Annotated in this window: 21 protein-coding genes; 3 read left to right on the top strand and 18 right to left on the bottom strand. The window is 47.8% G+C overall.

Annotated features, from left to right (window positions below; genetic code table 11):
* On the bottom strand, nt 1–801 hold the full coding sequence (locus AB1552_06195; GenBank protein ID MEW6053367.1) for a hypothetical protein: 801 nt from the start codon (nt 799–801) through the stop codon (nt 1–3).
* Nucleotides 802–1,271: 470 nt separating this feature from the next.
* Here AB1552_06195 and AB1552_06190 point away from each other — a divergent pair, with 470 nt between their 5' ends.
* The 3 genes from AB1552_06190 (at nt 1,272) to AB1552_06180 (ending at nt 3,106) form a co-directional block, all read left to right on the top strand.
* Entirely contained in the window at nt 1,272–1,991 is a 720-nt protein-coding gene (locus AB1552_06190; GenBank protein MEW6053366.1) for a lipid-binding SYLF domain-containing protein, read from the top strand.
* Nucleotides 1,992–2,170: 179 nt separating this feature from the next.
* Nucleotides 2,171–2,710: a hypothetical protein gene (locus tag AB1552_06185; GenBank protein ID MEW6053365.1), complete on the top strand. Its 540-nt coding sequence runs from the start codon at nt 2,171–2,173 to the stop codon at nt 2,708–2,710.
* Nucleotides 2,711–2,944: 234 nt separating this feature from the next.
* The gene (locus tag AB1552_06180) at nt 2,945–3,106 is read left to right on the top strand and encodes a hypothetical protein (protein ID MEW6053364.1); all 162 of its coding nucleotides are present in this window, start codon (nt 2,945–2,947) and stop codon (nt 3,104–3,106) included.
* Here the strand turns inward: AB1552_06180 and AB1552_06175 are convergent.
* The 17 genes from AB1552_06175 to AB1552_06095 form a co-directional block, all read right to left on the bottom strand.
* A complete protein-coding gene (locus AB1552_06175; GenBank protein MEW6053363.1) occupies nt 3,080–4,534 on the bottom strand; it encodes a radical SAM protein in 1,455 nt (484 codons plus the stop codon). The genes AB1552_06180 and AB1552_06175 overlap by 27 nt on opposite strands.
* A gap of 112 nt (nt 4,535–4,646) precedes the next feature.
* Entirely contained in the window at nt 4,647–5,888 is a 1,242-nt protein-coding gene (locus AB1552_06170; protein ID MEW6053362.1) for a cytochrome C, read from the bottom strand.
* 58 nt (nt 5,889–5,946) lie between these two features.
* Complete coding sequence (locus tag AB1552_06165; protein ID MEW6053361.1) at nt 5,947–7,584, bottom strand: PKD domain-containing protein; 1,638 nt, start codon at nt 7,582–7,584, stop codon at nt 5,947–5,949.
* 10 nt (nt 7,585–7,594) lie between these two features.
* The gene (locus AB1552_06160; GenBank protein MEW6053360.1) at nt 7,595–8,653 is read right to left on the bottom strand and encodes a peptidylprolyl isomerase; all 1,059 of its coding nucleotides are present in this window, start codon (nt 8,651–8,653) and stop codon (nt 7,595–7,597) included.
* A gap of 77 nt (nt 8,654–8,730) precedes the next feature.
* Complete coding sequence (locus AB1552_06155; protein MEW6053359.1) at nt 8,731–10,191, bottom strand: IPT/TIG domain-containing protein; 1,461 nt, start codon at nt 10,189–10,191, stop codon at nt 8,731–8,733.
* Nucleotides 10,192–10,569: 378 nt separating this feature from the next.
* Nucleotides 10,570–11,055, bottom strand: coding sequence for a hypothetical protein (locus tag AB1552_06150; protein ID MEW6053358.1), 486 nt, complete (start codon nt 11,053–11,055; stop codon nt 10,570–10,572).
* Nucleotides 11,056–11,146: 91 nt separating this feature from the next.
* The gene (locus tag AB1552_06145; GenBank protein MEW6053357.1) at nt 11,147–11,332 is read right to left on the bottom strand and encodes a hypothetical protein; all 186 of its coding nucleotides are present in this window, start codon (nt 11,330–11,332) and stop codon (nt 11,147–11,149) included.
* A complete protein-coding gene (locus tag AB1552_06140) occupies nt 11,332–12,540 on the bottom strand; it encodes an acyl-protein synthetase (GenBank protein MEW6053356.1) in 1,209 nt (402 codons plus the stop codon). The genes AB1552_06145 and AB1552_06140 overlap by 1 nt, the downstream gene beginning before the upstream one ends.
* 99 nt (nt 12,541–12,639) lie before the next feature.
* Nucleotides 12,640–12,984 carry a hypothetical protein gene (locus AB1552_06135; GenBank protein MEW6053355.1) on the bottom strand — a complete coding sequence of 115 codons (345 nt, stop codon included), beginning with the start codon at nt 12,982–12,984 and terminating at the stop codon, nt 12,640–12,642.
* 16 nt (nt 12,985–13,000) lie between these two features.
* Complete coding sequence (gene ccsA / locus AB1552_06130) at nt 13,001–13,828, bottom strand: cytochrome c biogenesis protein CcsA (protein ID MEW6053354.1); 828 nt, start codon at nt 13,826–13,828, stop codon at nt 13,001–13,003.
* A 130-nt stretch (nt 13,829–13,958) separates the two neighbouring features.
* Nucleotides 13,959–15,416, bottom strand: coding sequence for a cytochrome c biogenesis protein ResB (locus AB1552_06125; protein ID MEW6053353.1), 1,458 nt, complete (start codon nt 15,414–15,416; stop codon nt 13,959–13,961).
* A 9-nt stretch (nt 15,417–15,425) separates the two neighbouring features.
* Nucleotides 15,426–17,030: a hypothetical protein gene (locus AB1552_06120; protein MEW6053352.1), complete on the bottom strand. Its 1,605-nt coding sequence runs from the start codon at nt 17,028–17,030 to the stop codon at nt 15,426–15,428.
* A gap of 66 nt (nt 17,031–17,096) precedes the next feature.
* Entirely contained in the window at nt 17,097–18,287 is a 1,191-nt protein-coding gene (locus AB1552_06115; GenBank protein ID MEW6053351.1) for a hypothetical protein, read from the bottom strand.
* 22 nt (nt 18,288–18,309) lie between these two features.
* Nucleotides 18,310–19,617: a cytochrome c3 family protein gene (locus AB1552_06110; protein MEW6053350.1), complete on the bottom strand. Its 1,308-nt coding sequence runs from the start codon at nt 19,615–19,617 to the stop codon at nt 18,310–18,312.
* A complete protein-coding gene (locus AB1552_06105; GenBank protein MEW6053349.1) occupies nt 19,610–21,394 on the bottom strand; it encodes a cytochrome c3 family protein in 1,785 nt (594 codons plus the stop codon). Before AB1552_06105 ends, AB1552_06110 begins: the two co-directional genes overlap by 8 nt.
* A gap of 237 nt (nt 21,395–21,631) precedes the next feature.
* Nucleotides 21,632–23,347, bottom strand: coding sequence for a peptidyl-prolyl cis-trans isomerase (locus tag AB1552_06100; GenBank protein MEW6053348.1), 1,716 nt, complete (start codon nt 23,345–23,347; stop codon nt 21,632–21,634).
* A complete protein-coding gene (locus AB1552_06095; GenBank protein MEW6053347.1) occupies nt 23,338–24,408 on the bottom strand; it encodes a hypothetical protein in 1,071 nt (356 codons plus the stop codon). The genes AB1552_06100 and AB1552_06095 overlap by 10 nt, the downstream gene beginning before the upstream one ends.
* Between the last annotated feature and the right edge of the window lie 7 nt (nt 24,409–24,415).

The following is a 24,415-nucleotide window of genomic DNA, read 5'->3' as shown; positions in this document are numbered from 1 at the left end:
TCATATCACATTGATGACCGCCTTTGCCGACCTTGCACGCCTTTCGACAGATATCGTCGTGAACAGCACGCAATAGCCTCTCGGCATATCATCAGGCATTTTGAACTGGATTGTCGATATATAAGTTCCCCGGGTTCTGATTATCTCCCTTTTTGCGATTTCGATGGTTTTCTCTATCGTTGAGAGTATTCTTGTTTCGGTTACCCGGATTTCATGCGTATCCTCATCGGAAAGCAGCGTATATTGCACATTCGCCTCCACAGTTGCGCCGGGCCTCACCGTCTGGGTTGCAACGAATGATTTCTCGATAAAAAATTTGGCGCTCTTTTCCTCCTTCTTCGTTTCAACCTTCTTCTGTTCTTCCGAAGGTGTTTCAGCCTTCTTCTTGTCCTCCTCTATCTCTCCCACCTTCTTCTGTTCTTCCGAAGGTGTTTCAACCTTCTTCTTGTCCTCCTCTATCTCTCCCACCTTCTTCTGTTCCTGGCGGGGCTCTTCAGCTTTCTTCTCCTCCTTCGGCCTTTCAGCCTCCCTCAGATCTTTGTACTTCCTCGCAGCTTCTTCTCCGTTTTCAATCTGTTTATCGATATATTTCACCGTGGAGATGTTATAGATATCAGTTACAAAGGCTCCCACAATGGCTCCCCCTGTATTTCCGGCAACAAGCGCACCTACCGCGCCCCCGGCAAGCGTGCGCAATGCTTGTTTGCTCTCAGGATCATAGGTGCCGTACCTCCCGGCACATCCGGTAAGGGAGATAAAAAAAAGACACAGGAATAGCAAATAAGAGATATTTTTTTTCATATTTTGCTCTTTCAACACTTGCGACTCTTCACGAAGAGAATGTTTTAAGGCTATTTTACAATTTTTTCAAGAAAATTAGGAAGATATAACATGCCGTAAACAGACAGAAAATTTGCTCCTTCCTGCGGTATGCCCTGAACAGAATGATTGCGTATTCACAAGGAGTCTTTCACCACAATGGAATAACTCACAGCAGTAGCGATACTGTCAAAACTTTCATTGCCTGTACAACCAGGCGTTTCATTAAGTCATCCTGTCTCATTTCGTCCTTAATCCGCCTGATTTGCCATTGGGGAATGCCCGTAAATGAAAATAATTATGTAAAGCGTCTGAATTTTATGTTATAATTCTGACAATAATTCACGCTCGCTACCTCGCAGAAATAGTCGTCTTATCAACTTGTTTCAGTCATGGATTCTCACAAACTGTTTTAGGGGTCACGTATAAACCAGTCAAAAAAGGAGGCAACCATGAACACAAAGAAAATTCCCGTTATTTTACTATGTCTTCTATTTGTGCTCACTGTTGGCTGTGCTGGTACGGGAAAACAGGCGACATCTGAACCTGCAGGAGAGGCAGAATGGGCTGCAAAAGCTGCACAAGTGCTGGAAACCCAAATGACCCAGGATTTTGACAAACGAATTCCAAACAGACTATTGCAGAAATCTGAATGTGTTGCGGTATTTCCATCGGTCCTGAAAGCAGGATTTGTTGTAGGTGCAAAGCGTGGCGACGGTCTGGTAAGCTGCCGTGACAAAGAAACCGGTGAGTGGGGAGCGCCAGCATTCTTCAGGATTACCGGAGTAAGCTGGGGGTTACAAATTGGTGCGAAGTCAGCTGATGTAATTCTGCTCGTTATGAACCAGAAAGGGATTGACGCGCTGTTGAAGTCAAAAATTGCATTAGGTGGTGATATCGGAGTTACCGCCGGTCCAGTGGGTCGTGATGCCGCTGTTGGAACCGATATTCTCCTGAAATCCCCAATGATAAGCTATGCCCGCAGCAAGGGGGTATTTGCCGGATTAGACATTGAAGGATCAACCATCAACTATACCAGTGAGGCGAATGCAAAAATGTATGGCAAAGAAGCTGATGCCCGTAAAATACTGTTCGACACAAAAACAACACCGAATGACATGAAGGTATTTCATGATACATTGACAAAATATGCATCAAAGCCTGAGAAATAATACCCCAACGCATAGTCATTGCGAGTGTAGCGAAGCAATCTCGTCGTATCATCTGAGATTGCCACGTCGCGAATGCTTTCGGGACTCGCAATGACCTGTTTCCCAAACGTTTGAGTTATTTATCGCTGGATCTGGAAATACTTATAGAATGTGTATAAAAAAAGAAAGGAGAAAAAAGGATGATATCAAAAAGGCTGTCGATAATCATTGGCATATGTCTGCTGATCTTCTGCTTTGCAGGTAACAGTTTGAGTGCCCAATCTGCCGGAGACAATGAGGTTCAGATTTCAGGTGGTTTCTTCAAATCACAGGGTGCCGATGTCGGCACAGCAACCCTGGATGTGGGATATGGGTACTATCTCTCAAGGGCCTGGCAAATCGGGATAGCACAAACGTTGAACTACAATATTATCGATGATGCAGATGATACCTGGACCGCCTCTACTATCCCCTTTGTGAACTACCATTTTCTCGGCTTGTCCATGAATGACACGTTCCAGCCCTTCCTGGGGGCATTTATTGGAGCAATCTACAACGATGATGATGCAACCGGAACAGCTGGTCCAAGTATAGGCTTCAAAGCATACTTGAATGAAAAAACCTTCGTAATTACCCGCTACCGCTATGAATGGTTCTTTGACGACATGGACCTTGGTGATGTCACTGACACCAGCCATGGCAATCATGCGGTCACATTAGGATTGGGATTTGTGTGGTAGGTGAAGAAATTAATCATATTGCTGTCATAGAATAAAAAAACAAGGTTACGCCAGTAATTTTCGAAAAAGGTGCCTGAGTCGGTAATTTCACTGCAGGCACCTTCTTTCTTTCTTTGATGCAGGAACCTCTTTGAGCCCTTCTTGAATCGTTTTCTATTCTTATTGCTTCTGTATTCACTGATACATCCATTAAAGTCGCCTGGAAACATTATAGGCATATGTGAAACAGAACGGTTGAAGCAGCTCGAGACTGTCAGAAAAATGCATGACGCAGACCTCAAGGCAGGGTACTCAGGAGATTTTCTGGATGATCTGCTCGAAAAAAAATATCCGCATTTTGGATATGATTATGCGGGAAGACTTCCCGCATCAGGTTCCTACTCCGGCCTTCGTTAACAGTTTTTTTATCTCTTCGGGGATGGCTCCCTTCATATCTTTCGCCAGATATGAGTCGTTGGCGATCAGATCGATCACCTTCAGCATGAATTCCCTTTTGCGTTCGCTCATGCTGTCAAGTGAAAGCAACTTGTGCATGTAGAATTCCCTTGATGCCCTCCCGAGTTCGTCCCTTACTTCAGGGAGCGTCAAGGATTTCGGCCTCACAACCGGCTCGACAAGATTATATCTGCTGTAATCCTGCACTTCTATATACGGAGCCAGAGAGGGATAAATATCCGAATACGGCCATGGTGCTATTGCCAGAAAGAATGCAAGGTCTGGGTTATAGTACTTTGCCAGTTCCACAGATTTCCGGATGGACTCCCGGGTATCATCCGGCATGCCCAGCACAAAGGAGGTTTCTGAAACAATATCATATGCATTGATGATCTCAAGGGCCTTCTTCGATTCCCCAACCCTTATATTTTTTCTGAACATGTCCAGGGTATCCTGCGAGGTCGATTCTACCCCCACATAGATGTGGTCCACTCCGGCTTCCCTGTATTTCCACATGATGCGTTCATCCCGCACTATATCATCCACCCGCGTCTCGAGCAGGAGTTTTGTCCCGATCCCCCTTTCGATCTTCAGGTCCAGGATCCGTTCCCACCTTTCCCGTGACAGCGTTGGTGTCTCATCAGCGATCATCACCACATTTACGCCGTACACATCCCTCAGATATTCAAGCTCTTCAACAAAATTCTCCGCGCTCCTCGCCCTCCACTGACGCTGCCAGAAAAGCTGCTGGGAGCAGAAACTGCACTGCTGGTTGCATCCCCGGGAGGAACTCACAATCGCGAGCACGGAATCCCGCATCGGCTTATACTTGTACATCGGCCACTCTATCAGATCCCATGCAAGAGGAAGGGCATCCAGATCTCTTATGTATTCACGGGAAGGGGTAACGATAATCTCCCCGTCTTTGCTGTATGCTATCCCTCTGACTTTCCTCAAATCATCACTTGCCGAGAGGGTATGCATCAGTTCGACCATCGTCCTCTCACCCTCTCCCCGCACAATAAAATCGACATAATGAGAATGATCCCTGAGAATCTCTTCATAACAAAATGTCGGATGGACATTCCCAATCACCGTAACCGTCTCGGAGTTTAATGCCTTGGCAAGCTTCAGCACCTTCAGGCCGTCCACTATTTCAGCAGTAAACGAGGTCGTCGCAACCACATCAGGCCTGTAATCGGTTATTCGTTTCCCGATCTCTTCATAACCGTGCCAAAGGCTCATGGTGTCATAGATGTAGGGATCATACCCGGCGGCCCTCAGGCTTCCGGCTATGTAAACGAATCCGACATTCATCCACACCCCCGCCGACTCCACGACACCGGAATGATAAGGCGGGGTTATCAGCATTATTTTTTTTCTGTGCACTTCCGGAATTTCTTCCTTTTTTGAATTTATTATGAAAATTATTGCAAAAAATATACCATCTTGAATACAGACTCCTTAAAAATCGTACTCCATGCAGCCAGACAGGGGCAGGTCACGGGTCATAGGCCATTCTGTTGTCTTCATGATCATCACACCCCCATCGTGGTTGTCCTGACTGACCCGGATATGTCTCATTTTTGGGAATATAGCAGTATATTTCGTCATAATTGCTCGGATTGGAGGATTTCTTGTACCCTGTCATAACACCCATCATCCCTCCATGGAAAGAGGAAAAGGATTTATCAGGACCGGTGGTTTTCACATTCCTGTAGTTGTACGGAAACGGTTCATCCTTGTATACAATAAAGCGGCTTCTCTTTGCTCCGTGCGGGATGGTGACATGACACATCACGCATGGCACGCCTGTGTATTTCTCTGATTCCTGAATGCTTGCACCATTTGGATATTTGCTTATTTTGGGCCATTTGTCATTTCCGGTATGATTGCCGTCATCATGTACCTTATTCATAAATTTTCCGCCACTGAACAGTGTATGACAGTTGGCGCAAAAGAGATCGCTGTTCCAGTTGTTCCGGTTATTTTTCAGGTCATACAATGTCCACAGGAGCCCGTTCGTCTTGTTTCGAGGCCAGTATTTCCTGGTTCCTTTCAGTGCGAATTGATACGCTGAGCCATGGGGGCCCGTTGTGCTTGAAACCTCATGACAGTCCGAGCAATTGATGAGCTGATTCCCGACATTTTTCCATGAAGATGACATCTGAGCAGCCGCCAGCGCTCTCGGAGCATACGAACCTGTCATGCTGTCCAGCGTAGCCCGTACCGGATGGGCTGATTTATTGGCCGGATTGAATTCCATTGCCTGATCCGTGAGATTGTATCCGGATGGGCCGACCATGCCGGTCACTCCGTGGGGAACTGCGCCGAATGCATAATAGGAATGGCATGCAAGGCACACCTGGTACTGTTTCTGGGCCGGGTCCGCAGCCGAGAAACTCGTAATCTGTGTCCAGAGGGGAGCTCCGGCCGGTTCCACTCCGGAGTAAATCATCCATTCCGTTATGTATGAAACATGTTTTGCTGTGTGGGTCTCTGTTCCGTGACAGTCCGCACAGTACACGGGTTGTCCTGAAGTCCCTCTGTCAATCGTATCCATGACGATCTGTTCCATGCTCGCGTGGCACTTCCAGCAGGCGGTACTCGAAAACCCTCCGTGTTCATTTACCAGGTTCGGAGTATGGCACACGGTACATTCCGTAAGAGGAATGCCCTGATGTCCTGCGAATGCTGCAGAACTTGCCACTATGAGGAGCAAAAAAATCATATACCTTTTCATCTGCTACCTCCCGCAGTTCATATTGTCATACAGAATTCCGGACATCCGTTTCCGCATGTTACAACACGCTGAATTTTCCTTCAGAGACATGCAGCCTGCTGGTTGTGCAGGTGATACGGAATTTCATCCAGCCAAATCCCTTCAATTTCGGCGCTATCGGGGTCACATCAATCTCCGTCCATCCGGGAGAGTTGATCGTAAAGGATACGGATGAAGCAGAATCTATGCTGATACCGTCAGATTTGTAAGGGTAAATTTTCACGGTCTGGGGCTTGCCATCGTTTAAGGACTTCACATACAGCGAGAGTGATATTCCCGCATAGGATACGCTGTCCTTATTCAGTCTCATCGCGATTACCTTGTTCTCATCCGGTTTATTTTCTATGGTGAATGTTTCTCCGAGGTAATTGTCCCTGAATTTTGCGGTGATATCCGACTTTGACCCGGCGTTATCCGAATAGGAGACTGATTTCAGTTTCTGTATCCACAGTACCTGATCAGCATAGACCGCAACCGGCTCCGGCAATGCCTCAACCGTTATGACCGCAGTATCCGAAGCAGTTGCTCCGCCATTATCGGTCACTGCTAAGGTGACTGCATAGATACCGGCAACCTTGTACACATGTGATACTGAAACTCCGTTCTCTGTGTTTCCATCTCCGAATTTCCACGTGTACTGCACGATGGTTCCATCCGGGTCATAGGATCCTGAACCGGAAAAATTCACGGTTTTGCCAATCTGGGCTTTTTGATCAGCTCCCGCATTGGCATGGGGAGGCTGGTTGGTTTTGCCATGGTGGGCCGGGTGACAGGCGCTGCATGCAATGTTGCCGCCTGCCATGCCATTATCGATTGAAACCTTTACCACGGGGTCAGCACTGGCATGACAGCTGAAACAGTAGTTCGGTACAGTATTGTTTTCATGCTCGGTAACCACATTCGAAACATGACAGTTTGCGCATCCTGGTGACGGCAGGGATGTCCGGTCATGCTGACTCGTGTGGTTTCCAAAGGAGACGTGGCAGTCCGCACAGTAAACCTCCTGCCCGTTTTTGCCTGCTGCTATTGCATTGATGACAGCCGGATCACTGCTTGAATGACAGACCGCACAATCCAGATACCTGTACGCATGTTCGGTGACCACATTGGTCGCATGACAGTTCCCGCAGTCCTGATACGGGACAACGGCCTTTTCATGGGCAGCCTCATGGGACGCAACTCCATGACAGTCACGACAGTAGACAGGCTGGCCGTTCATGCCCCTTTCAATAGCCTGTTGCATGGTCTGATTGGCGCTGTCATGGCATGCGTTACAGCCGATCCCGCGATTTGAATGTTCAGTTACCACATTGCCGTTATGACATTGGAGACAATCCGGAGAATCTATGAAGGCCATATCATGCGCAGCTTCATGCCCTGTGCTTCCGTGACATATCACACAGTCCCGTATCACTTCAGGGTAATAACTGTTCTTTGCCGGGTCCCATCTGATCGCATGGCAATACGTACACGCAAACCCCTCCGCCTGAATCAGGAGGTGATGCCTGTCGACCATATTACCTGAATGACAGGCCCTGCAGTCAGTTTCTGTGAGGGCAAGGGCAGAGATGTCCTGCATGGTCCAGCTTAGGAAGCATATTACAAGCGCTGCATACATCTTCAGGGTCCTTCTGCGTATCAACATATCCTGTCCCACGGCAACCCCCTTATTGAATTAATTGAGGAAACTCTTCTATTTTTGCCTTCGCCCTCAAATCGCTGATGTGCTCACCAATCCTCTTCCGGGTAAGCTCTCTTGCAAGATATCTCCTGATGAATTCTTTCACCTCATCCAACGGTATGAGTTCCTCCGTCTTTTTCCCGAGTACGGTAATGATGTGAAACCCGAATCTCGTGCGGACAATATCACTCAGTTCTCCCTCCTGCAATGAAAATGCGACCTTATCGAACTCTGAAGGCATATACCCTCTGGAGATGTGTCCCAAATCACCACCCTTTGATGCACTGTCACATTCCGAATACTGCTGTGCCATCTCCGGGAACTTCTCTCCGTCTGCAATGAGATGGTGGATTTCTTCGATCTTTTCACGTGCTCGCCTGATTGCTTCTGGGTCTCCGTCGTTTGGAGCCTTGATCAAGATATGACTTACCCTTGCGGAATATGGTCGCATAAAGCTGTTCCTGTTTTTTTCGTAATATTGCCGAATGTCTTCCTCCCGTATTTCTGGGTTCAAAATCCCCTGCCTTTCGAGGTATGCTTCAATCAGAAGGTTTTTTCTTATGGAATCTCTTGTTTCTTTTGCCGTCATCTTCATATTCTTTATCGATTCCACTAATTGCTCTCCCGAAACAGCTCTTTTCCGCAGCATTTGCATCTGTTCATCAATCCTGTCCTCTATTCCCTGAACAACCATATCCCTGCTTGCCTGGAACAAAAGCTCCTGTGTAATCAGTCGTTCGAGCGGCTCCTTCTGGAGACGCCTCAACAGTTCAGGTGAAGTCTTTTGCAAGCCGTGTTTTTTATATTTTGAAAGGAGCTTGTCTACCTCAGGGTCGAGCTGGCTTCTATAAATATTCTGTGCATTGACTTTTGCCACAACACTATCGCCACCTTCTGATGCCAGTGAGAAGGAGAACGGGATCATGCACAGGAAAACTGCCATCAGCCCCCAAACAGCAGGAAGGCATCTTATTTTTTCTGCGATGAGAATCCGTCCATATGGCATATATAATGCGCTCTGAATAAACAGATTCTTCTTTTTCATCTGTATGTGTTCCTCTAATCTTCCTTCTATTCGCAAAGCAGGGGATGCACTCATCCCCTGCCCTGCGATTGTTTCTGCTATCTCGTAATCTTCGATGATGCCGAGCCGAATAAGGCTTTCACAGTCACTACCGCATTGAGTTTCGCATACGGACTGGTAGCAACTATCCTGGTATTGCTCCATGAGCTGATCGTGCACCTGGTGCCATTAATGGTGACGCCAAGGCCAGAGTCATAACTCCGTGACGGAGCAGCCCCAAACCCGGAACCACTAATGGTTACGGTGCCTTTCCTGTTCAGTTTTGCGGATGCTACCTTCACAGGGGTTACGACAACCAGTGCCATGACATTACTGGATTTGCTGCCCTTTACGGCACGGAGAGAATAATTGCCTTCAGGAAGAGTTCCAGGAATTGTCACATTCATCGAGGATTCGCTGATCAGCCCGGGGGTCAGGGTAAGCGAGAAACCGTTGTCTGCAGTCAGAAGAACATTGGAAGCAAGTTCGATCGGCCCTGTCGGTCCCTGAACGGCGTTGGTAAATGCAGAACCAGTAATCGTGAGCGTAGTATTTGCGCCTGCAGGCACACTGTATCTGCTCATCCCGCTGATATCAGGGATCACTGCGCCTGAGTAAGGAGCGGCTGAAGCAGTCGTAATCGGGGCATTCAGATGACATCCGTTGCAGTCAGCATTTGCCCCGATATGGCCCCAATATGCATTTTCCTTACCCGGGACAATGCTCCCGATATTCGCACTGTTAGGTGAGTCGACCTGAATATTGTGCAGCGAAGCAACACCATGACATTTCTCGCAGTACCTGATATCAAGCCCAACTGTTGGTCCATTGGGAGAATGGCACAGGAGGCACGTCACTGTCTGTCCCGCAAGCCCCAAGCCGGTGCTGTGATGGGTATCCGCATTTCTGTACACAGGTATCGGGATACCCGTTGAGCTATCGGTGCCGGGCCTGTGACAGAAGGCACATCCTCCCTGACCGTTTGTTCCTGTCCCAAGGCCTGTGTACGGCGTTACCATGCTCTTGGGGTACGTGGGGATATAATGGCCGTCACCGGGGTTGTCAATTGGGCCATGGCATGCCTTGCAGTCCTGAGACTGGGCTTTTGCTGTCAGGTGATGCACAGATGCCTGACCGGCAACCTGTACATGGCAGAGCAGGCAGTCCCTGAAAGTCTGGAGCACAAATGACATGGATTTCGGGTCCCATACAACACTGTGGCAGGTCAAGCATGCGTAAGTGTCGGCAGTTGGGCAGATGTCGTTCGGCGCGGCAGAAGGACACTGCACCGGCTGGCCGACAAGCAGATGATGACGGTCGGGAAGAGTCCCCGGATTGACGATCGTCGGGTCTTCATGGCATAACCTGCAGTCAGGTTCTATAAGGTTGTTAAAAACACTGTCAGGAATACCGAGAAGCTGATTTACGGGCGGTGGAGGTACTGTCGCCAGAATCGTCAGGGCTGTCGAGAAAAGCATTACTGTAGCCAGAAAAAGAATTACGGGCATTTTTCTTTTCATTTCTTTCACCTCCTTTCTTTTAAAGTTACTCTTGCCCTTCGGATACAACGTGCCTTGACACACTGTCAAAGCAGCTATAATTTAATTGTCATATAAAATATTAGCAAATGCTTTTTTTTAATATGCCCATTTGTTTTGCTAATTGACGATATATTATTGTTATTTATTGTTTTATTATGTTTTTGCGTTGTAGCTGAAATTATTTTTTGCTTAATACGATGAGATTGCTGACAGTTTAAAAATGTCTTCATTAAAGCCAACAGAAACCTTAATGAGCGCTGCCTGAAGACAGGAGGGAGAATCTAGCCGGGATTCATGTGTTGAAAATGATGCGGACTACATGCGGGATTTATTTGGGCGATGCGCGCAAAGCGCATTTTACTCTTTGCTGTGTTTTTTTTCCTCTTTCTTTATGCTGATCAGTGTTATTGTCCACGCGCTATTTTTATTCAGCGTGTATTCCATTTCATAGGATATTCTTTCGGTAGGCAGTACTACCTGTTTGGTTTTCAGACTGCGGTAATTATATAGCCAGTCCTCGGCCGTAGTGACTTTTGCAGTATTCCCCGAAAACACGACGCTCCTGAACTGTATCTCTTTCAACTCCGCATCCATGTACATGTCAGCATCATCCCATGCTGCTATCCAGAAATAGAGCTTCCGCAAAACCTCATCCGATGCAATATTATTGAGGGGGGTCATTTCCCCCATCTTTGAGGCATGGATGAGCCCTTTGTGATAGTGCATGATAACACTCTTCACTGCAGAAGTGTCCTTTGCCCTTTCAATCTGCGTGCAGGAAGAGAGTAATAAGAGCAGAAAGGCAAGGGAGACCAGTATAACGCTTTGGAATTTACATTGCATTAGAGAATTCCCTCATTCCCCCTTTACCAAAGGGGGATTACTGTACTCACATGTTATACGCCTGTACAACATAAATGCTCCATTGTAGCTCTTATAACTTTCTGTTCTTCTCTGTTTTCATTGAATCCACAATTTCCTTGAGTGAAGGTCTTTTTTTGCCTTCCTTATTCCCGTCCCGCAGCATTTCTCCTACAAGGGAAGAACAACTGCACAGCTTGTCATCCATGCCGATCATTTGATCCGTTATAGCCTTTTTTTTCTTACGCCCCCATGTCATCAGCCTCTCCGTATCTTTCTGTAAACAGATCCGGTCCTGTTCAGATTCCTTTTAAGCAGGAATTTTACCATCTGCGTCATGACCTTTCCTCCATGAGAAATTTGTATCTCTTCAGCATCGAACCTTCCCGGATTTTTCTTCCATCTTCCGATTACTTCAAAGCCTTCGCCGGTTCTTAACCCGAGGTTGTCAGTCTGCACCGCCATTACCATTGCGCGGTTGATTAAATCATAATGCCTGAGAAGACCTGTTTCACCCGGAGGAAGTTCCTGAAACCCGTTGATGTCCACTACCTCTGTTCTGACCCACGGAGGTATGATTTTATACCGCTTCCCTTTGTTTCCATTCAGTTTGTCTTTCAGGCAATTGTCAAAAAAATTGGTGCTTATCTCTCCCATCCCAAGGACGTTGATGCAGTAATGCTCTGCCACTCCCAGAATCCATGCGCACTTTTCGAAATATTCCTCTCTGGAACACTCTCCGAACTGCCCCATATACCCTCCGCCATCACATACCCTGCTTTGGGGTGGAAGCTGAAATCTGATGCCGTCACTTTCACACGCATTCAGAAAATAGACAAATCCCGACGTAGACCCTATTAAGGCGACCGGCTCTCCCGTATCCTCTGCGTCCATCAGTGATTTCAGCAGCATTTCAAGATTCAGACCGCGCATGGTGATCAGATATGCACTGTCCCGGGTTCCGAATTCGGTTCGGACCTGCTCGAGCCCGACTGCCATTCCCATTCCGGGCGCCATCCGCGGAGAAGGGGTCATCAGAAGGATCTTCATCTTGTCCGCATCAGGAAAGACATATTCCCTTGTCAGCAGTCCGTTGGCCGCATTGATAAGAGATACCGCTCCCTTATCACGATAAATACTTCCCTTTTTCGCAGGGTCTGTAGTGCCGCTGGTAAAATATGCATGTTCCGCCCTTTCGACCGGGAACGACATCAGGACGAATTTTTTAAAGGCTAACGATGGCACCGCCGGTATCTCTTTCCAGTGGGATATTTTCCGGGGAGATATTTTTTTGCTTATGCAATACTCACGGTAAGGTGCGATGGTATTGTACTGCAGCTCAAATGTCCTTACTGCCAGCTCATTGAACCCGTTGTCATCCTGGTTCTCAATCCCTTGCTGAACAAACTCAAGGATGTCTTTGTCAAGCTGTTTTACAAACTTTGCATCAAGTGAGTAATCAATCATTTTCTTTCCTTCCTCAGCGGAAGGTCAATGCCTGCATCTGCATTTGCTCCCGCTAAAAAAACCGCAGATGGCTGCAATTTCCTTATGTCCCCGAATTCTTCAGTAATATGCATTACTGTAAGCCCAGTAGGTACCCGCAGTAAAAATAATTCCGAGCAGAATATGCTTGAGAACGAGTATCTTCTTTCTGACTGATTCCAGCCCCGTGTCGTACATATTCCGGTAATACCATGTTCTGAAGAAGCCTGTGATAATGATGATTATCAACGAGAATACCCCTAGCCAGAAAAATACCTTCGTTATCTCTCCCAATGTCTCAGCAGGAATCCTGTGCACCAGAGGAACCTTGTTTCTGAGCAGATAGATAACAATGAGAGTGCTTGCCCAGAAACCCGTAACCAGGTCATGGAGGAAACTGTTTATAATAATCAGCCAGTACTTCATTCCCCTCGTCATGGCACTACAAAAAGAACTCGGTATGAATGGTGTCGACGACAAACGGGATTACAAACAATGTCACCATTGAAAACACGAAACAGACGATCATCAATACTGCAGCCTTTTCTCCTTTCCACCTGAAGAACCTCCTGAGATGCAGATACATACCAAAGAGGAGCCACGTGATCAGTGACCATGTTTCGATAGGGTCCCACCCCCAGTATCTTCCCCAGCTTTCATTCGCCCAAATGGCGCCTGACGCAACCGAGATGCTCCAGGCGACAAATCCGAGGCCTGCAAATTTGTAACTGTAGGTATCAAGAACTTCGAGGGAAGATATTTTCCGGAAGAACCCCTCCTCGCCCATTGTCTTTTTCAGAAGAAAAAAAACCGCTGAACCCAGCGCAATCAATAACGATCCCGCAGCGAGTTTTGTAAACCCGATGTGAACCCAGAGCCAGATGCTGTGAAAGGTCGGCGGCAGGTTCTTTATTTCATGGGCTGAAAACAGCCCAACAGTCATGATGATGAATGAGGCAGGAAATATGATTATGCCAAGTGCCTTTAATTTAGGAACACGAAAAGCAAAGATTGCAAACATGATAATCACCACCCACGCAATTGAGGAAAACCCTTCAAGTCGCGAAAGATACGGGCCGTGTCCGGCAGCATACCATCTTACACCAAGGGCTGCCGTATGGGGGAGCAGCCCTGCGATGGCAATCCTGATCCCGGTATTCAGCCTTTGATCTTTCTGAAAGAATATACCATACACAAGAACGACCGTTGCAACCGCATAAAAGAAAACTGCTGTCCAGTGGAATATTGCTTCATACTGTAAAAGCTGCATTTTTGTATCCCCGTGGTCTGATTTCAGGATGAAAACATCATGTTACTGCCGCGCCGACAGAATACGATCCGAAATGACAGGATAACAGTAATCATTTGCAGGTTTGTTCCCAGAGTAAGCATTAATGATTCTATCTCACGCTGGACTGCAAATTTGCCCTGTCCCATTCGCACTTGCAGACCCTCTCCGCACGATCCGTTCTCCCCGTATTCATTGAGAACACCTTCTCCATATCCGCAATGATTTTCCCGAATTCATCGGCAAAGAGCGCCTGATACTTCCGGCTGCGTCCGCCAATGATCGCTACGCCTTTCCCGTTTTTTTCCCCGTGTGTTATCCTGATCTCGCTGTAGGGCATACAATAGATAAGGAATGCACCGAGGGCGCTCAGGAAAAATCCTGAGTAGACAATTGTCATGCCGTGACTTTTCACAAAAAACAGCCCGCTCCAGTAATGGATCTGTGCCAGAGTAAAGGCATTTTCTCCGATGTATATCTTTTCATTAAAATGAACCCTCCGGTTGAATTTCACAGCATCTTTCTCCCTGACCACCAGATCCACAACCGGATTTTTCAAGTAATACGATGGCTCTTTGACATCGGGATAGAATTTCATATCAAATATATACCCGGTTGCAGGGAAGTCCGTCTTTCCTGTAAAGGGATGCGTTCTGCGGGACGGTGAATCCAGCAGAAAATGTGTGACGAACGGCGGTGCGAACGGCCTTTCGAGAAGAAATGTCAGTGCATACCCATACTCAAGTGACTGATAGATTCTTACTCCGTTGTGAGTTACCGGACTGTCGACGCTCAGCACCTTTTCCTCCCTGCGCCCGTCTTTATCAATCAGGATGAGAACACTTTCCAGGCTTTTGACCGCACCTTTATGCCAGTAGGCAGGACTGAAATCCCTGAGATGCACCTGGAAATCCAGAGTGAAATCATCGGCAAATACTCCTTTGCTTCCCGTCTGCCAGTCTTCCTTTTTCCCTGAAAATGTTTCCGTATGTATGAGGCTGACAAAACCTCTTTTCTGTAAAGCAAGGGCATAGAGGGCTGCAACTATGATGCAGAGAAGTCCCAGATGAAAAAGAAAAGTTCCCCATCTTCCCACCCTGTTTTTTGAAAATAATTGAGAATATTCTTCTTCATTGTCCCGTGAAATCCTGTACCCCCTTTTTTTCAATATATCCCTTATCCCCGAAAGGCTATCCTCCTGTAGGGATTCAGAGACCTGCATTTCTGAATAATTATCGAATTTTTCCCGGATATCCCCTGACCCGGCAATTCTGCGTGATCTGAGAAGAAAACGAAGCTGTTCAATACTGAACCACAGGAGGCTCAGTGTCATTACGGCTACGATTATCAGAAACCAGACAGACGTATAGACCCTGTTCAACTGCAGAAGGTCGATCACATGATAGACCACCGGACTCTCAAGTTTCCAGTTTTCGAAAAATTGCGGGCTTTTCTGGGTTGTCTGCGGAATGCTCACACCAAAGAGGCAGGAAATTCCCACAAGCAGGAGCATCACTACAACTGCTTTCGGGGAGAGAAGAAATTTCCTGACGGACTGAATACCATTCATGAAAATATGCTACGGATCGTAGCCTCCATCATTAGTTTCATGATCGGAGCAGCCCCATCTCGGTTGATTTGTCTTGTCGTAATAGGTTTCATTGTTCGGAACATAACAATATTTTTTATCATAATTATCAGGATTGGTATGCTTTTTATACCCTGTCATCACGCCCATCATGCCACTGTGATATGAGGATGAAAATGCCTTATCTCTCCCGGTCGTTACAGTGTTTTTGTACTGATGGGGACTTTGTGTATCCCCTGCCGGACGGCCATATACAATCAGTCGGCTCCTTTTATATCCGTGCGGTACAGTAACATGGCACATAACGCAAGGAACGCCGATATATTTATCTGTATCCGGAATATTCGAACCGTTGGGGTATTTGTCTATTTTAGGCCATCTGTCATTATTGCTATGATGACTGTCATCGTGGACATTATTCAGGAATTTGCTTCCACTATACAATACATGGCAATTCACACAGAAGAGATCGCTGCTCCAGTTATTCTGATTGTTTTTTATATCGGACAAAGTCCAGAGCAGTCCGTTCGTATTGTTGCGAGGCCAGTAGTAGGCATTTGGCCTGGCAGTGCTTGCCTTCAGCATGAACTTTTTGTTCGAGCCGTGAGGTCCTACGGGACTTGTTGCATCATTCCCGTGACAATCGGAGCACCACATCGTCTGAGTTCCGATATTCGTCCATGGGCTTCTCATACGCGCCCCGTTCTGTGAATTTGTCAAAGACCTAGGCGCATAAGAACCGATCTGATTGTTGAGAGTCACCTGTACCGGATGGGCGGATTTGTTTCCCGGGCTGAACTCCATGGCCTGGTCGGTAATAGAATCGCTCGAAGGTCCGACAATCGTTGTCACACCGTCAGCATCCTGAAGGGCGTAATAGGAGTGGCATTTATAGCATATCTGGTATTCCTTAGCACTTCCCACTCCGACTGTCTTCAATTCATTGAATACTGTCGGCGGGCTCCAGAGAGGAGATGTTGCGGGCTCAACCCCCCACACTCCCTTGAGCAGGTTGGATACAAGATTATTATTGGCTGGATTGCCTGCATTGTAGGTATGGTAGGAGGTGCCGGGGTCGCCGATATAATGCGGCTCATGGCAGTCAGCGCATTCCGCATGGCGCATGCTTCCACGGAACGGTGCACCGTTCTGGCCTGATTCAAGCTTGCTTAAGGTATGCCGCCCGCTGTATTCCGAAAAGGGATGATGGTATGTCTTCTGGCGCTGCATTCTGATATCCCGCAGTACAAGACTTCCGTCATGACAGGTCTCGCAGAAAACCTCTTCGTAGGAAAAAAGCGCAGCAGGATCAGGCCCTGATGACACTCCGCTGTTTGGCAGGGGTTCGGATCCTTCAAGGCTTGCATGTACCTCATGACAATGTCCGCAGTTTCCTGTGGCAAAGGTATTGTATTTGGGATCGATGCTCGAACGGTTGACACCTCTTGAGCTGTCTCCGTGCTGTGAATCAACATAGGGACCGCTCGATACTTTTTGAGGATAAAGCAGGAAGCAGAAAGCAATCAATATTGCGCAAATACCAATTAGAACAACATTGCAGATAATGCTGTCCTTACTGTTCTGCTGTTTGTTCATTGCCTTTCTCCTTCGTTCTCATGACAGTCCGCTCTCTGCATAGTGCCCTGCACATTTTACTGCCCGCTAATTCTTTCCCGTATGACATGCGTTGCATCCGTTCGGCAGGCCGTTTCCCGGCCAGTTTCTGTAGTCCCATTTCAGAAGATGCGCATAATCAGTTGCATGGGCAGCGTGACAGGAGAGACAGGTAACTACATCGTTCCCCGGCGTTACCGAGCTGCTCATGGAATCGGGCACTGTCCTCCTTCCTACCGGGGCGATTGTGCTGTAAGTGGTATATCCTGCATACTCTCCGCTTGCAGGCAACAGGACATCAGTCGGATGGCGGGTAAATGGTGAAGAGGTATCCCCGCCTATCCCCGTTAAGACATGGTAGTTTCCGTGACATGTCGCACAGAAGCCGCTGATCGAGCTGTTGCTCGGCCGCAAATACATGTTTGGAGCAGCGTGGCAGTCAGTACATGTGCTTCCCATTGGCGTTGACGTGCCGTAGTACTCGTTGTGATGCTCGCTGTTGTAATTCTGCCATTTGTACGAACCCGTGTTTTCAAGTCCTTTTACCCCCCTGAGGAAGCGGTAGCTGTTCTGATTCTTGTCGGCAACATCACACTTCCCTTCCACATTCTGATGATGGGCGCCTTTCAGGCTCCCCAGTCCGCTCCCGCTGTTGTTGAATTCCCGCCAGCCATGGCAGCCATTATTCCCTGCACAGGTAAGTTCGGTATTCCTCGCCATGGGATCATGATATCTTCCCGGTGCATCAGTGAGGATATCGTCGATTTTGCCGATGTCAATCACATTGTGTCCTTTTCTGTCTGAGGCTCCGGTACCCTTTGCACCAAGAATATATGCAAAATTCCCTCCCGCAAGGTCTCCGGTGTTGTCTGTATGATACACCTGGGGAATGGCATTACCTCCCATCGTCTCAATTTTGCTGGTTCTGCCCATTCCATGGCATCCGAGACAGTCACCCCGGACCAGGAACTTGAAAGGGCCTGATCCTTTCCATGGCTTGCCGTCTGCACCGTATGTAGCCATGGCAGTTCCGTTCTGACTGTTATGCATGGTATGACAGTCGCTGCAGTTTCCTGTTATCTTTGCGTCAGAAGGAACACTATGCAGCAGAATGCATGCATACACGAGCAGATTACACAGAACATGCATGAGCATTCCTCCTGTCTTTTCCGGGAAGAAAAAGCGTGTATGCGTCTTTCCCTCCGCTAGCAGCTTTCTGCCCGTGACTCCCTTATCCATGCTTTCATCCTTCAGCTTGCGACTACCTCTTGTGGCACTGGATACAGAGTTGTCTCTTCCTGTCAAAGTAAAGCATAAACTCGGCCTTCGACGAATGCATGCTGTGACAGGTAATACAGGAAACCGGCTGACCATTCCGCGGGTCTTTCACATCCTGTCCGAGCGGATGGGTAACTTTGTGCTGCTGTATGTGGCACCTGGCACATGTCTGAATACTTTCTGCCCGCAGGTAGAGCTCATGAGAAGAATGCGGGGGATTATGACATTCAAAGCATTTCCTGTCCTTAACCGGAACACATTTGATTGATCGCAATGCCTTTTCCATCATTTCTGTCCTCTTCCCGGTTTCCTTGTGACACGTCATGCAGATCTGCGATTCCTTTACAGTCAGGTTCTGCCTCTTTGATGCGTGGTAATTGTGGCAGAGCACACAACCTCCCTTTTCATCCCGGATATGCGCGTCATTCTCCCTGACTCTCAGGGTATCCTTTTTATGACAGCTGAGGCATAACGCGGATCCGGATATCCTGGTAGTGATTTTTCTGTCTGAAACGATCGGATCATGACACGTGTTGCATTGTTTTCCGAGGAAGGCGCTATGTCCATATGGTCCGAGATGGCCGCCGGAATCTGATGCGTGCCCGCTGTGGCATGACGTGCAGTCTGATTGGGCAACAGCAGAAGCTATTGAAACACCCCCCACCCTGCAACCGGCTGAGTGGCACTTTCTGCACAGTTTTTGTGCGGTGTCCCGCATAAGGTTTTCCTGGGACGATGCATGTGCATTATGACAGGACGAGCATTCCCCCTCTCTGAAAGGCTTGTGGGCAAATTTCTTTTTTGCCTGATCCTGTATAGAGGAGTGACAGTTCCAGCAGAGGTCCTTCTGCGTTTTTACCAGGAGATGTGTGTATTCACCGCTGTGTGCATGATGGCAATCCGTGCACACCCCCTTCTTTAACGCGCGATGTACATATCCCTGGTCAAGATTTCTTCTGACCGCATCATGACAGCCCAAACAGAGCGTATTGATATCCTCTCTTACAAGTCCTTTCATGTTGCCTGCATGCGCATTATGGCATGAGAGACATCTGCCGTCCCTGAAAGGGAAATGCACCTGACTGCCGGACAGTCTTTCCCTGAGTTTCACATGACACTTGTAGCATACATCAGGAACTTTTTCTCCGGGTTTTCCCTGGGCAAACACGTTCCCGCTCAGGAAAACGGCCGTCAGAAAAACACATATCGCGATTATGTTCGCGGGATTCCCCTGTCCCGGATCTTTTTTCCCGATTCTTTGCTCCCGGCGCTTTGTTGTTTGCTTATTCATGACACGCCCTGCATTCCCCTTTGGAAAAAGGATCATGTTTCACTTTCCTTATCATGCCCGGCTTTTCGCTCACATGTGGCTGATGGCAGCTCAGGCAACGCTTGATTCCGGATACAGGTCTTGCATGTGCCTTCAGCATCTTCTCTGAATCTGACGCGTGGCATTTCACGCATAAATCCGGGTCTTTGCTATTCAAAAGATATTTTGCATCTCCGACATGAGAGGTGTGGCAGCTCAGGCAGTCTCCCTTTTCCATCCCTATATGGCCCTTTCTTGCAGTGGTTGTGACAATTCTCTCGTGGCATGAAAGGCAAAGCTCCTTTGGCCTGTTGAGAAGAAGACCCGATATTTTGGTTCCGTGAGGACTGTGACATCCCGAGCATTTGCCCTCTTCAAACGGGAGGTGCTGGTTGTTTTTCACTTTTGCCTCGATATCCATTTTCTTGTGGCACCCATAACACAGACCGGGCATGGATGACCTGGTGTTGGCAACATACTCGCTCGCATGAGGATTGTGACAGACGCCGCAGGTCTTTTCCCTGAACGGTTTGTGCGTTACCTCTTCCTTGAGTGCAAGGTGCATATTGCCGTGGCAGTTCATGCAGAGCTGATCAGGTGTATTGTTCAGCAATCTCGTATAGGAAGAGGCATGGGCTTTGTGGCACGAGGTGCACTTTTTGTTGTTCACCGGCGTATGGACATATGTCTGAAAGAAATCCTTCTCCTGCTTTTTATGACAGGTGTAACATAACACTGAGACAGGTGTCTTCATCATTCGGGGATTATTGCTGCCGTGCGAATCATGACACTTCCCGCATTCGTTTTTTGAAAATGGCATATGCGCATATTTTTCCAGGAGTTCCTTTTCTGTCTTCACATGACAGGTTAGGCAGAGTTTCTTCTCCGCCACCTTAAGATACAGCCGATTCTGAGACGCGTGAGGGTTATGGCAGGCGGTACAGCCTTTATCCCTGATAGGCGGGTGCAGGCTGCTCTTTTTAAGAATATCAGCCTTCTGTGTGTGGCAATTGATGCAGAGGCTGTTTTTATCCCGCAGCGATACCTTTGGAAAATTCGCTGCGTGCGGACTATGGCATTGCATGCATTTTCCTTCCTCAACCGGCTGATGCCTGAACGGCTCTCTGAATCCTTTCTCCTCTTTCTGATGGCATGTGTAGCAGAGTTGCCCGTCCGAAGCAACGACTCTGAGAGGAGAAACGTCGCTGGAAGGTTTGTGGCATGATGAGCATTTCCCAAGCTTCATTGGCGAATGAACTGACTCCCTGAGCAATCCCGCATTTGATGAACTGTGGGGGGTATGGCAACCGGTGCATCTTCCTTTTTGAACAGGATAATCCCGGTGAGCCTTCCTGAATTTTTCTTCTGTATAAGAGTGGCAGGTATTGCATAGTTCGGTCACATCTTTGACAAGATTATTTTTATACTTCGACCCGTGCGCGGTATGACAGGTCAGGCATCCGTCAGATAATGGTTTATGCCGCTGGGGACGCATAAATGGTGTCTGATCATGGCACTGGAGGCACTGCTCATTACCTGTTTTTTTCAGGAGGGACTTGGTATCCGATGAATGGGGATTATGGCAGGGAAGGCATTTCCCCTGGTTCACCGCTGAATGGACATGAGCCGTCTTATCCATTTCAAGGGACATCTGCGTATGGCAGAGGTAACAGAGTTTTTTCTCTTCCCTTTCCTTAAGGCTCAACACCGCTATTTTCCCGTGACGGAGATGACACGCCTCACAGTCATGCTTTGCCATAGGAGAATGGACATGCTTCTTCCCAAAGGCACTCATTTGAAGTTTATGACAATCAAGGCATGGTTTGGCCTGAAAGCCCCTTCTGACAGTCTGGTCCGGTGCGCACGTGAAGAAAACACCCAGGATACACAACACCAGAAACATTTTGACAATTTTTTTCATTTTCATAAATCCACTCATTTCATGCGTGTATTCAAACGTATTTTTCGTTTTTGCAGCAGATCACGCAGTGATATCTTACTGCTTCAGTTTTTCTTTCAGCTTCGTGATGTTTTCTTCATGCACTCGTATTTCTGCTGCCGCCCTCAACTGCCTGAGGTACTTATCCTGAATGTTTCTTATCTGCTCTTTTATATATGCTTTGGATACCGTGTCCTTAATATGCGCATATGCTTCAGTTTCTTTTTCTGTCATTTCCTGTATCCTGAATATCCCGTATGATGAATCTAACGGAATTATCGGGCTTGTTTCTCCGGTGCCCATTGTTTTTATCACTTCTGCAACGGGCCGTGGTAAATCTTTCCCGGCAATCCATCCGGCATCGCCTCCCCGCGATGCTGCCGAATCAATTGACTTTCTCTTTGCGAGCCAGGAAAAATCTGCCCCCTCCGCAATGCTTTTCGCGATTTCCTGAGCATCCTCCCTTGACTTCACCGTAATCTGCAGCAGCCGGTAACGCACCGGTTTTGCGAAATCCTGCTGATGCGCTGCATAGTACTGCTGAAGGTCTGCCTCACGAACGGTTATCTGGGGAACTATCATTTTCCTGATATAGGTGTTTTTGAGAATCTCGTTCTCATACCGGATAGTTACAGCCTGTAAGCCGGCATCGGCCTTATAATGACGTCTGAGTGCTTCCTGATCAACGACTTTGCGGTCAATCCACGCGTTGACGATATCCTCACTGGACTTATCGGAAGACGGCGGGTTCATCCTGACCAAATCTGCAACAGTCAGAACTGCACCATTCACCTCGGCCACAGTCCTCGCATCATCTGCACGTATCCCGGTCTCTTCCCCTGTTTTTTCTGATTCAATGGAGGACAGAATTTCCCGGTCAATCCTTACCGCAGATTTTGCACGGAGTTCCTTCAGGTACTCCTCACTGCGGAATTTTTCTTTCTGCTTCCTGAGTTCCCGCTCAATCCTGCCCCTGAAATCCTGGTACTGCTCGGCAGGCGCACTGCTTTTCCCGAGTAAATGTATGATGTAGTACCTCTCGTTTACTTTGACAATCTCACTGATTTCTCCGGGGTTCAGGGAAACGAGAGCGTTTTCAATATCTCCTGAAACAGTATTCCTCGTGACAGTGTATTCTGCATCACCATCCTTCATGGAATGAGGAGAATGGTCCCTGGCAAGATCTCTGAAATTTTCTCCTGTCCGGATTTTCTCCAGAATTCCCTGCGCCTCCTCACGCGACTTCAGTTCCATCAATTCAAGGGTAAACCTCTCATAATTAGTTCTGAAATGCTCCATGATTTCTTGCTCTGATACCGTAACCTTCTGCACAATCTCCTGGTTATGAAGCCTCACGACCGACTCCCTCAGAAAAAATGCGTCAACAGCCTGTCGTACCTCAGGATATCTGTCCACGCCGGCGTTGCGTGCTTCGTGGACGATCAACCTGTCGTCGATCAGTCTCTGTATGAATTCTTCCAGATCCAGAAGTCCTGCAGATGAAAGGTCTTCTCTCCGGTGTGCAATGTTCAGAGAGTATTTGAGATCCCCTTCCGTTACACGTTCACCGTCAACAACAGCAAGCACCAACTCATGCTTGGTGGATAAAGCACAGCCGCTGAAAACCATCATCCAGCAGAACATAACAAGGATAACGCCAAAACAGTACATACCAGTCTTCATGGATGTCTGATTCATGATGTGCACGTCAGATTTCTGTTTTCTGTACCTGACTTTCGTGCTCATTGCTCTTTTCTGTCTGTCTATTGCCATTTTGCCCCACTCATGCCGTGTACAAGTTCCGATACAACTTTATACGCCACATTTTCTGCCGCTCTCAGCCTTCCCAAGCCGAACACCGAAATGGAATCATCGCCTCTTGCCTGGCTGCTGTCGCACCACAGCATCTTTTCTCTGCGGGCATCAAGCAGTCGTGCGCATATGGAAACCTCAGGAGGTGTGCTTCCTTCCCCCTCAGCATACATGTCCACCGTGCCCAGAATGACTCCGTCAACCCCTGAAGATTCTGATATGGCGTCGGTCGTTCTGAAATCAAGCTCTCCCTTTTCCCTGACCCGGAGATTCATCAGCAGGCATCTGACGTCACCGAATTCTATTGGTTCAAATTGCGTATGCCTGAACAACTCAACAATGAACATATAAGTGATGATCATTCCGGCATCCTTGACCCTACTCTTGTTCTGAAATGGCATTACTGCCACCCTGTAAGTTGCTTCTTTTTCCTTCAGCGGCTGCACCGTACTGAATGCCCTGAGCATTTTATCAATAACTGCTGCGCTTAGTGTTCCTATATCTGATATCCTGCCGAGTCCGAGAACCGTGGCAAAATCCTCACCAGTGGCAGCAGCGTGGTCAGCCCAGAGGATGGCGCCGCTTGACAAATCCACAAGCCTTGCAGAGAAACCGGCCATCGGGTTCTCCCGGTTCGAAAATGTGTTGACGGCACCGACAAGGACTGCGTTTATCCGGAGTTCATCGCGCAGTTTACGTGCGGTATCCCTTGATATGTAGCCTGTGCATCTGACCCTTTCTTTCAGCAAAAATTTGTCCAGACTGTCATCATCCAGTATCTCATACCCCAGAGATTCAAGCTTCTCCCTTATGACCGGCATGACGATCTGCAGGGCATTCCTGTCTTCTGTCAGGTTCTCAAAAGGGAACAGGGCGATTCTCTCCCTGAGACCTGTCCGGTCAGCATACACCGGGCTTGCAGAACCAAATGAACAGAGTGTAAAGAACATGATGCATGGCAACAGGAGCATTGTTTTCCTCAGGAATTGCACTTCACTCTCTGTTCTTTTTCCTGTATTCATTGCGTGT

Source organism: Nitrospirota bacterium, assembly GCA_040754395.1.
In the GTDB taxonomy this organism is placed as follows: domain Bacteria; phylum Nitrospirota; class Thermodesulfovibrionia; order Thermodesulfovibrionales; family SM23-35; genus JBFMCL01.
This window is presented reverse-complemented; position numbering and strand designations above follow the sequence as displayed.